The sequence below is a fragment of the Xanthomonas sp. NCPPB 3582 genome (assembly GCF_041475735.2).
GTDB lineage: Bacteria > Pseudomonadota > Gammaproteobacteria > Xanthomonadales > Xanthomonadaceae > Xanthomonas > Xanthomonas codiaei.
This window is the reverse complement of the sequence record NZ_CM192968.1, coordinates 2631742-2643898: the sequence shown is the minus strand read 5'-3', so window position 1 is coordinate 2643898 and position 12157 is coordinate 2631742. Positions and strand designations below refer to the sequence as shown.

Genomic DNA, 12157 nt, shown 5'->3' with positions numbered 1-12157 from the left:
CAGCCGCGCCTGAGCCGCTGCGTGTCGTGTGTCAGATGCAGCCATGTCTTCCGAGGTGCTGCTGCGCACCGGCCTTTCGCGAGGCGCTGGTATCCTTCGTGGCATGAACGACTATCCCACCCGTATTGCCTACGCGCAGGCGCTGCAGATCCTGCATGCCGTGGCGGGCGCCAACCGTTCGCCGGACGAAACCATCGCCACCGCGCGTGCCGATGGGCGCATCTGTGCCGGCGATCTGATTGCCCCGCTGGCGCTGCCACCGTTCGCCAATAGTGCGATGGACGGCTTTGCGCTGCGCCACGTCGATCTGGTGAATGAGCAAACCCGCCTGCAACTGGTCGGCGAGCAGTTTGCCGGCGAATGCTGGGACGGCACGCTGGGTCCAGGGCAATGCCTGCGCATCACTACCGGCGCGCCGCTGCCGGCCGGTGCCGACACCGTGGTGCCCAAGGAAGACACCGAAGAGCGCGATGGACTGGTGCTCATCCGTACTGCGCCTGGCGCGGGTGCCTCGGTGCGCCTGGCTGGCAGCGATGTGCGTGCCGGCGATCTGGTGATCCAGGCCGGGCAGGTGCTGACTCCGGCCCGCATCGGTCTGGCGGCGGCGCTCGGGGTCTCGCGGCTGGCGGTGGCGCCGCGGCCCACCATCGCGGTGCTGGCCACCGGCGACGAGCTGGTGGAGCCGGGCATGCCGCTGGGCCCCGGACAGATCTACAACAGCAATCGCGACATGCTGATGGCGCAGCTGCGGGCGCTGGGCTATGCGCCCACCGCGTGGCCGACGTTGCCGGACGATCCGCAGCGCATCCGTACCATGCTGGAAGATGCAGCGGCGGCGTTCGATGTGGTGATTACCTGTGGCGGCGTGTCCGCGGGCGAAAAGGATTATCTGCCGCGGCTGATCGGCGAACTGGGCCAGATCCATTTCTGGCGCGTACGCATGCGCCCGGGCATGCCGGCGGTGCTGGGGCAGATCGGCCGCTGCGTGATATTGGGGCTGCCAGGCAATCCGGTCTCGGTGCTGGCGACGCTGATCGCCTATGGCGTGCCGTTGCTGGATGGCCTGCAGGGCCGCAGCGAGCCGCGGCCGCTGTGGAATGCCGCGTTGGCCAGTCCTTGGGAGAAGCGGCATGAACGGCTGGAGTTCCTGCGCGGGCGGCTGGAGTGCGGCGCCGATGGACGCCTGAGCGCGCTGCCGCGTCGTGGCGATGCCTCGCATCTGCTGCGTGGCGCCGCCGACAGCAACGCGCTGATCGTGCTGCCGGAGCAGGCGCGTCGTTTCGAAGCCGGCGAGATCGTACGGGTGATTCCTTACGCGCTGTAGGCGCGTGCGGATCGGTGTGACTCCATGGGGCGCCGATGTGCACGATCCGCGCAGCGACAACGCTGCGCCGGTCGGCAAACAGGTAGCACGGTGGTGGGTGTCAATCGACGGCGCTGCCGCAGAATGCGGCGTAATCCGGATACCCCGCAAACGGGGTGCCTGGCGCACAGACCGGGCATTGCGGATCGGGCGGCAGGCGGATTTCGCGAAACCGCATCGACAGCGCATCGAAGCTGAGCAGGCGCCCGGCCAGGCTGTCGCCAATGCCAAGCAGCAACTTCACCGCCTCGGTCGCCTGCAGCAGGCCGATCACACCGGGCAGTACGCCAAGCACGCCGGCCTCGGCGCAGCTGGGTGCGAATTCGGGCGGCGGCGGCTCGGGGAACAGGCAGCGGTAGCAGGGCGCATGGCCACGATTGCGGCCCGCATCGAACACGCTCACCTGGCCCTCGAACTGTTGCACGGCGCCGTAGATCAGCGGTTTGCCGAGTCTGACGCAGGCATCGTTGAGCAGATAGCGCGCGGGAAAGTTGTCGGCGCCATCGACCACAACGTCCACGTCCTGCAGCAAGGCCTCCACATTCTCGGCGGTGACCCGTGCCTGCACTGCATCGATGTGCACGCGCGGATTGAGCGCGGCAATGCGTCGTGCCGCCGAGTCGACCTTGGCGATGCCCACACTGTCTTCGGTATGCAGGATCTGGCGCTGCAGATTGCTGCGGTCGACCACATCGTCGTCGGCAAGACGCAAGTGTCCAACCCCCGCAGCCGCCAGATAGAACGCGGCCGGCGAGCCCAGGCCGCCGGCGCCGATCAGCAGCACGCGCGCACCTGCCAGTCGCTGCTGGCCGTCGAAGCCGACTTGCGGCAGCCGCAAGTGCCGCGAATAGCGTTCCAGAAAATCCTGCTCGTCCGCAGGCAGCGTCGGGCGCACTACCGGCAAGCCGGCGTTTTGCCACGCCGTGGTACCGCCCAGCACCGAGCTCACCTGGGTGAACCCGCGCGCACGCAAGGTCGCGGCCGTCTGCGCAGAACGCTTGCCGCTCTGGCAGATCAAGACGATCTCGCGCGCCCGTTCGGGCAGGTAGTGGCTGGGCTCAGCTTCCAGGTCGCCTTGTGCGATGGCCGCGGCGCCCTCGGCCTGGCCGCTGGCGCGCTCGTGCAGTTGCCGGATATCGATCAGCAAGGCGCCCTGCAGGGCGCGCGCGCGCGCATCGGCTGGGGAGATGTCGTGGCTGCTCATGGCGCTATTGTCGCGCAACGCCGGTGCGCAATGTGCAGCGCTCGCTGTACCTGCGCCAGCCTGCGCGGTTCGACCCGGGTTGCGGCTGCAGACGGCTGACGGCGACATCGGAAGGAATCCGCACTCGATCGCTTATGCGTGGCGAGCATCGCGTGACCGGCACAAGCGAGCCAGATGCCCGCTGCTCGAGGACGTTGGCCACGCGAGGGCGCCGCCGCGGCGCGACCGCAGTCACGATGCCTTGCTCGATGGCGCTGCGGTGCCGGGTAGCTGTGGGCACAGCTGCGCGATGCAACCAATCATCTATGCGTTGCAGCGGCTCAGTTCGCTATCGCGACTAAGAGCGGCTAACAAAACGTAGCGAGCGGTCGTCAGGTGGGTGCGGACGGCGCGGAGGAACCGCAGTGTACGAGTGGTACATGCCGCACCGAGCACCGACCGCGCCCGCCTGGCGGCCGCGCAGTCGTTTTGCTAGCTGCTCTTAGCCAGCCATGCAGGCAGCTGGGTGCTCCAACACCTGGCCGGCCGGGGTGCCCGGCCGTTTGCGATGCGGCGCGTGCTGGCTGCACCACGCGTTGGCGTGAGGCTCACCGGCGCGGCAGTAGGGTGGAGCCATGTCCGTACCCGATCCACGTTCGCATACTGGTTCCGTGCCTGGATACCGTGGTGTGGGCAACTTCCCAGCGGCGCGCAGCCCGGCCTGATGCCCAACGCTGCGTGCCCCCGGCCGTTTGAATGTGAGAGGAAATCCGCATGGCTCCCGACATCGATGCGCAACTGAAAGAGCTGGCAGAGCAATTGCCCCAGATCCGCAAGCAACACCCGGATGATTTCTGGGATGTGTTCCATGCACGTGCTGAGACAATCAGCGGCGCTGCCGATTCGCCGGAACAGGCTGCGCAGATCGCAAGACGAATCGAAGAACTCCTTGCCGCCCATCAGCTGGGGCCTGCCGACCCTGGAGCGTGATGTCGGCGGCGCAGCCGCCCGGTGTTGAGTGGCGCGCCGATCGACGGCCATGTTCTCCTGCTGCGCAGTCGGTAATCGCTCGTTGGCTCGGCAAGCGACGTTTCGCAACAGCGGTGGCCCGCAGGCGCAGGCACCTGCGGGAGCTTGCGAAACGGCTCCGGCTCGTCTGAGCCTGTATGTCATTTATCCGCACGATGCGGCTGTATCCCGTTGACCCACACCTCGCAGGGACGCCATGGCACCGATCACGCGCAAGATCGCCACCTTCAACGTCAACGGTATCGCCAGCCGTCTGCCGCATCTGCTGCAATGGCTCGAGCGCGAACAGCCGGACATCGTTGGATTGCAGGAACTGAAAGCCGCCCAGGAGGTATTTCCGGAGCGGGCGATACGTGACGCCGGCTATGGCGTGATCTGGCAGGGGCAGCGGTCCTGGAACGGCGTAGCGTTGTTGGCACGCGATGCAGAACCGGTGGAGATCCGACGCGGCTTGCCGTGGGACCCTGGCGATACACAAAGCCGCTATCTGGAAGCGGCGATCCACGGCGTGGTGGTGGCCTGCCTGTATCTGCCCAATGGCAACCCGCAGCCGGGGCCGAAATTCGATTACAAGCTGGCCTGGTTCCAGCGATTGATCCGTCATGCCAGAACGTTGGTGGAGTTGCCGCATCCGGTTGCCTTGATCGGCGATTTCAACGTGGTGCCGACCGATGCGGATATCTACGATCCCAAGGGATGGCGCAAGGACGCCTTGCTGCAGCCGGAGAGCCGCAAGGCCTACGCGACGCTGCTGGCGCAGGGCTGGACCGACAGCCTGCTGGCAGTGCACGGCGCCGCGGCGCCTTACACATTCTGGGACTATTTCCGCCAGCACTTTGCGCGCGACCGCGGCCTGCGGATCGACCATTTGCTGCTCAATGACGCACTGGCATCCGGCCTGCAGGATGCGGGTGTGGATAAATGGGTGCGCGCTCTGGAAAAGGCCAGCGATCATGCACCGACCTGGATCCGCGTGCGCCTGCCGGAGGCAGCAGTGCAGGCGGACGCCGCGGTCGAAGCGGCTGCGGGCACTCGCAAGCGGGTGGTCGCCAAGAAGGCGGCAATGCGCAAGTCGCGCACTCCGACACCGGCAAAGCGCGCATCGCAGCGTCCGGCCAAGAACACCACTGCTAGTCAGGCGACAAGCAAAAGCGTGGCAAAAACCCCAACGCCGACCAAGGTGGCGAAGCCGCGGAAAGCAGCGACGAAAAAGCGTGCGAGTCGCCAGCAGCAGACCAGTGACCATTGAGGCGTGAGGGCAACCGCCGGATGCGTGCGGTCTGGGCAAGCGCGCACAGGGGGCTGTGTGTGCACGCGCTACACGCCGCGTCTGCCGTTTCTGCCTGCAGGGTCGCAACCTTGAGTGGCATTCGGCAGTCGTGTCGGCAAGGCATCGCCGGCACGCGTGGCTGTCGGGCGCGACGCCCGATGATGGACACAGCTCGCCTGGGCAAGGCGCCGATCGCTGCGCGGCTTGCGTTCGCGTAAGCAGTCGCCGCGGCAAATTCGCTCCAGCGCTGCGGCTATACCGGTCACAGGGCGGGCCGGTATCCTAGCCAGGTCATCCATCGGTCGGCAGTGTCGTTCATGATCAGCTACGCCGAAGCACTCGCCATCGTGCATCAGCAGGTTGCCACGCTCGCCAGCGAATGGGTGCACAGCGCCGATGCCGAAGGCAGGGTGCTTGCGCAGGCACTGTCGAGCCCGGCGGAGCTGCCGCCCTTCGATAACAGTGCGATGGACGGTTTTGCGATCGCCACACGCGGACTTGGTGCGATGGCCGGAAGCGAGCACCTGGTTGCCGATACCTTGGCCGCCGGAGCAGATCCACTTGCCGCCGCCGAGGGCGGGGCGTGGGAAATCATGACCGGTGCCGGCGTGCCTGCAGGTGCCGACACGGTGGTGCCGATCGAACAGGTGCATGTGCTAGAACACGATGGCGCGCGCCCCATCCGGTTTCGCCTTCGCGCGGATGTACGGGCGGGGCAGCATATTCGTCGCCGCGGCGAGGATGTGCGCCTGGGCGACGTGGTGATCGAGGCGGGCACCGTGCTGCGTGGCGCGCACCTGATGCTGTTGGCCGGGTTGGGCTGCGCGCAGATCCGGGTCGTGCGTCGCCCGCGCGTGGCTCTGATCGCGACCGGGCGCGAATTGATCAGCGATTGCTCACAGCCGTTGCAGCACGGCCAGATACGCGATGGCACCAGCAGCTATCTACGCAGCCAGTTGCATGCGGCAGGTGCACAGCTGGTGTGGCAAGGGCAGGTGGGCGATGACGATGCGGCCTTCGATGCGGCGCTTGCACAGGCACGCAGTGCCGGTGCCGATGTGATTCTGAGTACCGGTGCCGTTTCGCGCGGGCGTTACGACTTCGTGCCCGACGCGCTGGCGCGGCATGCCGCGAGCGTGCTGTTTCACAAGGTCGCGGTGCGACCGGGCAAACCGGTGCTGCTGGCGCGGTTTCCCGACGGGGTGTTGTATATGGGCCTGCCGGGCAATCCGATGGCCAGTGCCGCCGGGCTGCGGTTCTTCGTCGAGCCGGCCTTGCGCGGCTTGTTGGGCATGCCTGCCGAGCGCGGCATGCGCGTGGCCCTGGAGACGCCGATGCAGGCAAGGCCGACCTGGCGCCAGCATCTGCGCGCACGATTGCAGTGCACCGCAACGGGAGAGCTGCGCGTGCAGATCCTGCCGCAGCAGGAATCCTTCCGCGTCGCCCCGTTGTTGCAGGCCGATGTGTGGGCGGTGCTGGAGCCGCAGGAGGACACCGCGGCAGCGAGCACCCAGGTGGCCGTGTTCGGGCTGGGGCATCTGCAGCCGGCGGCACCCTCGGTGCTGCCGTGAGCCGGCGCGAACACGCCGCTGTGAGGCCAGGCGCTGCATGAGCACGGCATCGGCATGGACCGGTGTGGTGCTGGCCGGTGGCCGCTCCTCGCGGATGGGGCAGGACAAGGCCTTGCTGCGCTGGCACGGGAAGCCGTTGATTGCGCATATGCAGGCCCTGCTGCACGCAGCGGGCGCGCAGGACGTGCTGGTCAGCGGCGATCGCCCCGAGTACGCCGGCATCGCGGACAGGCAGCCCGACCTGGGGCCGCTTGGCGGGCTGGCAAGCGTGATCGATCGTGTCGCCGATGGAACCATGTTGGTAGTGGTGCCGGTGGATATGCCGTTGCTATCCACGCCGCTGCTGGCGCGGTTGCTGGCGCCGGTACGACAGCGCTGCGTGAGCTTCGAAGCGCAGATGCTGCCGATGCGCCTATGCGTGGACACCACCGTGCGGGACGCGTTGGCGGTCCTGATGGCCGGCGCTGCGTCGTCACGCTCGCTGCGTGGCCTGCAGCAGTCCTTGCATTGCCATCGCGTGGCTGTCACCGCCAGCGAACGCGCCGCGTTCGTCAATTGCAATACGCCCGAGCAGTGGAGTCAGCTCATCCATGAAAATCCAGATTGAAGGCCAGCATGTGCGGTTTCGCATCGACGAGGACGAGCTGGCGGCGCTGCTGGCCGGGCAGAGCGTCGACAACCTGAGCCGGCTGCCCAGCGGGCAAGGCGCGCGCCTGGTACGGCACAGTGTGAGTCTCACCGGTGGTCATGCGGCCTACAACTGCGCCACCGAGCATTGGCAATTGCTGGTGCCGCGCGATGCCCTGGAAGAGCACGCGCGGCGCCTGCCCAGCCGCGACGGCCTGCATTTCAGCTTCGACGCGGGCGCCGGGCATGCAGAACACATGGCGCTGCAGGTGACCTTCGATATCGATGTGCGCGACAGTGCGCGCAAGCGGTTTCCCAAGGAATAACCTGCCGGGCCAGCTGTGTTGCTGCCCTGTACGCTGTCTTTCATCGAGGTTTGAAGGCCAGGCGCAAGCTGTTTTTATGCGGCGTACCGAACGGCGCGCCGTGCTCCCACGCCGTGATTGCCCAAGCGATGGCCGCCCAAGCGATCACCCCGCAGGTCGCTTGCACCGCTCCTGGTAGATCCCCGGCACGCGCTCGCACACCAGCCCCTGTGCGCGTAATGCGGTTTCGATCGGTGCGGCGGCGTCGTCGTCGTAGCCGGTGCCGCTGCGCAACGCGACCACGTGCAGCCCGTCGCTGGCCAGTTCCAGCAGCAGGGACAGCTGCGCCTGGGCAGCGTGCGGCATGCTGCGCCGGGAGGCGTCGCGGCGCGCCAGTTCGAGCACCGCATCGGGAATGTCGTCGCCGGCCACCAGCACGTCGGCCAGGTTCATCGCACGCAGCGCCTTCAGGGTGAGCAGGCCCGGATCGCCCGGTCCGGTGCCCACCAACTGCACGCTGCCACGCGCTGGCACCGTGCCGGCGTCGTCCAGCGCCGCAATGAATGCGGCTTCGGCCGCTGCCTCGTCGCCGGCCTGCAGCAGCACAGGCACCTGGCCGTCGATGACGCGATCGAACCAGCGCCGGCGCCGGTTCATGTCCGGGAACTGGCTGCGGATGCGCTCGCGATGCTGCGCAAACAGGCCGGCGAAGCGGCCTACCGATGCATCCAGCTCGCGTTCCAGCCGCTCGCGCAGGCGCCGTGCCAGCATCGGGGCGGCGCCCGCCGAGGAAATGGCGATCACCAGCGGGTCGCGGTCCACGATCGCCGGTACCTGGTAGGTGGACAGCTCGGCATCGTCCACCACGTTGACCAGGCGCTGACGCGCCCCGGCGGCAGCAGCAACGCGTTGGTTCAAGGCGGTGTCGTCGGTGGCCGCGACCACCAGCCACACCGTGTCGATCCAGGCCGGATCGAAGTCGCCCCCCAGTTGCTCGAAGCGACCGGCCTGCATCAGGGCCGCCAGCTCGGGCGAGAGCGCATGCGCGGACAGGCGGATCCGTGCGCCGGCCTTGAGCAGCGCCAGCACCTTGCGCGTGGCGACCTCGCCGCCACCGATCACCAGCACGGCGCGCCCCTGCAGGTTGGCGAACAACGGAAACAACGGCATCGGCCCACTCTCCAAAAGATGACTCGCACCAACGGCATGTTGCATGGCACCATCGGGTCACGTCCACACGCCTCGCTGCCGCCAATGCGTGTTTTGCTGGTCAACGATACCGAAAAGCCGATCGGGCAATTGCGCCAGGCGCTGACGCGCGCCGGCTATACGGTGCTCGACGATGTGGCCTCGGTGGGTGCGCTGCTGCATGCGGTGCAGAGCCAGCAGCCGGATGTGGTGGTGATCGATGTGGATTCGCCCTCGCGCGACACCCTGGAGCAGTTGTCGATGCTGCACACGCATGCGCCGCGACCGGTGGTGATGTTTTCCGGCGATGGCGACGATGCCTTGATCCACGCTGCAGTGGGTGCGGGTGTCACCGCGTACGTGGTCGATGGCCTGGCGCCGGCGCGGTTGGCGCCGATCGTGCAGGTGGCGCTGGCGCGGTTTGCGCACGAAAGCAGCATGCGCAAGCGCCTAGACGACGTGCAGCAGGCCTTGCAGGACCGCAAACAGATCGATCGCGCCAAGGGCCTGTTGATGGAGAAACGCGGCCTCAGCGAGGCCGATGCCTATGCCGCGCTGCGCCAGCAGGCGATGAAGCAGGGCGTCAAGCTGGCCGAAGTGGCGCGACGCATCGTGGCCATGGCCGAATTGCTGGGATGAACCGATGAGCCAAGCCGACCTTCCCATACTGCGTGTGGCCTACATGCCGCTGATCGATTGCGCGCCGCTGGTGGCTGCGCAGCGGCTGGGGCTGGACCACGCGCATGGCCTGCACCTGGAGTTGCAACGGCAGGCCTCCTGGGCGGGCGTGCGCGATCGGCTGCTGGCGGGCGAGGTGGACGCCGCCCACGCGCTGGCCAGCCTGGTCTACGCCATCGACCTGGGCATTGCCGGGCCGCAATGCGCGATGGCCTTGCTGATGACGCTCAACCACAATGGTCAGGCGATCACCCTGGCGCCAACCTTGGCGCAGGCGCTGGCCGACGGGCAGGCGTTGCCGCAGGCACTGGCCGGCCTGGGACGACGCGCGGTGTTCGCGCAGACCTTTCCCACCGGCACGCATGCATTGTGGCTGTACTACTGGCTGGCCGCAGGCGGGGTGGATCCGATGCGCGATGTCGATGTGCTCAGCATTCCGCCACCGCAGATGCCCGACGCACTGGGCAGCGGGCTGGTGGATGGCTATTGCTCCGGCGAGCCGTGGGCAGCGGTGGCGCAGGCGCAAGGCGTGGGGGCACGGGTGATCCGCAGCGGCGAGCTGTGGCCCGGCCATCCGGAGAAGGTGCTGGCGTGCCGGCGCGAATTCGCCGCCCTGCAGCCGGACCTGACGCAGCAGCTGACGGCCTGCGTGCTGGAGGCCTGCCGCTGGCTGGATGCTGGGCCCGACCACCGCGCGCAGTGTGCGCAGTGGCTGGCCGAACCGCAGCATATCGGGGTGTCGGCAGCGCATTTGGCGGCGTGCCTGGATGCCGACGCCGATGCGCCCAGTATCGATGCGACGTCACTGGCCTTTCATCGCGATGGTGCGGTGAACATGCCGTGGCTGTCCGACGGCGAATGGTTCCTGAGCCAGTTCCAGCGCTGGGGATGGCATGCCATCCACGACGAGGATATCGCGCGGTTACGCGATATCCATCGCCTGGACAACTACCGTCGTGCCGCGGCGCGCGTGGGCGTGGCGGTGCCGGACAGCGATCATCGCAGCAACCTCTTGTTCGACACGCCTTGAGGCGGCTGATTCTCGCGTCCCTCAGACCCATACATGTGTCTGAGGATCTGTTGGTGGACTTGCGCTTCTTCTGCAGGCCTTTGGATTGATGTGCCTGCGCGCTTGCGATGATCGGCGTGCGACGCTGCTGATCTGAGGCGTGGCTGCAGGGCCCTTGCCCGCCCACCATCGCGGGACACGCCGTGAATCCATCCGTGGAGGCTCTTATGCGGCATCCATGCCGCATAAGGTCCCGCGACGCTGAGCGGGCAAGGACCGGTCGAGAGGGTCGGTGTGCATGGGACGAGCGAGCTGCTGGTAGCGCTGCGTGTCTTGGAGCGCGCGTAATCGGTGGCGCGATTGCGAATTCCTGACTTGCCCAGCGCCGCAGAATGCGCCGCACACGTTTGGTGCATCGCTGCACGAAAGCCGGGAATCGAGCGCTGCCATCGGCACGGCCGCATTCCCGAAAAGCCAGGTATCCCATAAGCAAATCACTTATTTCTCAACAACTTGTGTGGCCGTGATGCACGGGTGAAAAAGTTGGCATGGTGATTGCGTAGTGCTTACGTGCAGGTGCAACGGCGTACCTGCAACAAGACGTACACGGTGCAGCGGTTCAACGGCGATCCGCACGCATCCAGGGCAACGGCGTCCTTCCGGTCTACCGGAGGGGCGCCGTTTTTTTTGACCATCGCATTCCAAGAGGTCTCTATGCAGCGCTCGTTCTGGCGATCCGGGCACACGCCCACCTTGTTCGCTTCCTTCCTGTATTTCGACCTGAGTTTCATGGTGTGGTACCTGCTCGGTCCCTTGCAGGTGCCGATCGCGCAATCGCTGGGCCTGGACACGCAGCAACGCGCCCTGATGGTGGCGGTGCCGATCCTGTGCGGGGCCGTGTTGCGCCTGGTGCTGGGCATGTTCGCCGATCGCATCGGCGCCAAGCGCGCCGGCATGGTGGCGCAGCTGGCGGTGATCGCTGCGCTGTTCGGCGCCTGGCAGCTGGGCGTGCACAGCATGGGGCAGGTGCTGCTGCTGGGTGTGCTGCTCGGCATTGCCGGTGCGTCGTTTGCGGTGGCGTTGCCGCTGGCATCGCGCTGGTATCCGCCCGAGCATCAGGGCACGGCGATGGGCATCGCCGGTGCAGGCAATTCCGGCACGGTGCTGGCGGCGTTGTTCGCCCCGATGCTGGCGGCCGCCTTCGGTTACCAGAACGTGTTCGGACTGGCATGCATTCCGTTGGTGCTGACGCTGATCGTGTTTGCGTCGATTGCCAAGGAGGCACCAACGCCGGTCGCGCGCAAGCAGTGGTCCGACTACGGCCGCGTGCTGGTGGGCAACCGCGACGCATGGCGTTTCATGTTGTTCTACGCGATCACCTTCGGTGGTTTTTCCGGCTTTGCCAGCGCCTTGCCGGGCTACTTCCACGACCAGTTCGATTTCGACGCACGCACCGCGGGCTGGGCCACTGCGGCCTGCGTGCTGGCCGGCTCGGTGATGCGTCCGTTGGGTGGCGTGATCGCCGACCGCGTAGGCGGCACGCGCGCCTTGCTGGCGGTGTATCTGCTGGTTGCCACGCTGGTGGGTATTGCCGGGTTCGGTGCCGGAGGCGCCACCATCACGCTGGCGCTGTTCGTGTTGACGTTGCTGTGCCTGGGCGCCGGCAATGGCGCGGTGTTCCAGCTGGTGCCGCAGCGCTTCGGCCAGGACATCGGGGTGATGACCGGCTTGATCGGCATGGCCGGCGGCATCGGTGGCTTTGCGCTTGCGGCCGGGTTGGGCGTGCTCAAGCAGCACACCGGCAGCTATGCGTTGGGCATGTGGCTGTTCGCTGCCTTCGCGCTGGGCGGCTGGGGACTCCTGGCAGGCGTCAAGACCCAGTGGCGCAGCGAATGGTCCACCGCCGGCACGGCACGCGTCTGACATGTCGACAG

At 67.1% G+C, this 12157-nt stretch carries 11 protein-coding genes and 1 other RNA gene; 9 read left to right on the top strand and 3 right to left on the bottom strand.

What is annotated here, in order from left to right:
* The first annotated feature begins 103 nt into the window (after positions 1-103).
* Positions 104-1324, top strand: coding sequence for a molybdopterin molybdotransferase MoeA (locus ACCQ05_RS11165; protein WP_372390285.1), 1221 nt, complete (start codon positions 104-106; stop codon positions 1322-1324).
* A gap of 100 nt (positions 1325-1424) precedes the next feature.
* Here ACCQ05_RS11165 and moeB read toward each other — a convergent pair whose 3' ends face one another.
* On the bottom strand, positions 1425-2567 hold the full coding sequence (gene moeB / locus ACCQ05_RS11160) for a molybdopterin-synthase adenylyltransferase MoeB (protein WP_372390283.1): 1143 nt from the start codon (positions 2565-2567) through the stop codon (positions 1425-1427).
* A 345-nt stretch (positions 2568-2912) separates the two neighbouring features.
* Positions 2913-2988, bottom strand: a non-coding RNA gene (locus ACCQ05_RS11155) — sX9 sRNA.
* 332 nt (positions 2989-3320) lie between these two features.
* On the opposite strand from ACCQ05_RS11155, the gene ACCQ05_RS11150 reads away from it, so the two are divergent.
* From ACCQ05_RS11150 to ACCQ05_RS11130, 5 genes are all read left to right on the top strand, one after another.
* Positions 3321-3536 (top strand): hypothetical protein, encoded by a 216-nt coding sequence (locus tag ACCQ05_RS11150; RefSeq protein WP_104541137.1) that lies wholly within the window; start codon positions 3321-3323, stop codon positions 3534-3536.
* Positions 3537-3771: 235 nt separating this feature from the next.
* Positions 3772-4824: an exodeoxyribonuclease III gene (gene xth / locus ACCQ05_RS11145; RefSeq protein WP_228964823.1), complete on the top strand. Its 1053-nt coding sequence runs from the start codon at positions 3772-3774 to the stop codon at positions 4822-4824.
* A gap of 338 nt (positions 4825-5162) precedes the next feature.
* Positions 5163-6416, top strand: a complete 1254-nt coding sequence (locus tag ACCQ05_RS11140; protein ID WP_372390281.1) for a molybdopterin molybdotransferase MoeA — start codon at positions 5163-5165, stop codon at positions 6414-6416.
* Between the two features lie 37 nt (positions 6417-6453).
* On the top strand, positions 6454-7023 hold the full coding sequence (locus ACCQ05_RS11135) for a molybdenum cofactor guanylyltransferase (protein WP_228964822.1): 570 nt from the start codon (positions 6454-6456) through the stop codon (positions 7021-7023).
* The gene (locus ACCQ05_RS11130; protein WP_372390279.1) at positions 7007-7369 is read left to right on the top strand and encodes a hypothetical protein; all 363 of its coding nucleotides are present in this window, start codon (positions 7007-7009) and stop codon (positions 7367-7369) included. The genes ACCQ05_RS11135 and ACCQ05_RS11130 overlap by 17 nt, the downstream gene beginning before the upstream one ends.
* A gap of 144 nt (positions 7370-7513) precedes the next feature.
* Here the strand turns inward: ACCQ05_RS11130 and ACCQ05_RS11125 are convergent, their stop codons facing one another.
* Entirely contained in the window at positions 7514-8518 is a 1005-nt protein-coding gene (locus ACCQ05_RS11125) for an NAD(P)-dependent oxidoreductase (RefSeq protein ID WP_228964820.1), read from the bottom strand.
* Between the two features lie 84 nt (positions 8519-8602).
* Between ACCQ05_RS11125 and ACCQ05_RS11120 the strand changes: the two genes are divergently transcribed.
* The 3 genes from ACCQ05_RS11120 to ACCQ05_RS11110 all read left to right on the top strand — a co-directional run bounded on the left by ACCQ05_RS11120 (position 8603) and on the right by ACCQ05_RS11110 (position 12146).
* Positions 8603-9175, top strand: a complete 573-nt coding sequence (locus ACCQ05_RS11120) for an ANTAR domain-containing response regulator (protein ID WP_064510879.1) — start codon at positions 8603-8605, stop codon at positions 9173-9175.
* Between the two features lie 4 nt (positions 9176-9179).
* The gene (locus ACCQ05_RS11115; RefSeq protein WP_228964819.1) at positions 9180-10244 is read left to right on the top strand and encodes a CmpA/NrtA family ABC transporter substrate-binding protein; all 1065 of its coding nucleotides are present in this window, start codon (positions 9180-9182) and stop codon (positions 10242-10244) included.
* 732 nt (positions 10245-10976) lie between these two features.
* Entirely contained in the window at positions 10977-12146 is a 1170-nt protein-coding gene (locus ACCQ05_RS11110; protein ID WP_228964836.1) for a nitrate/nitrite transporter, read from the top strand.
* Positions 12147-12157: the final 11 nt, after the last annotated feature.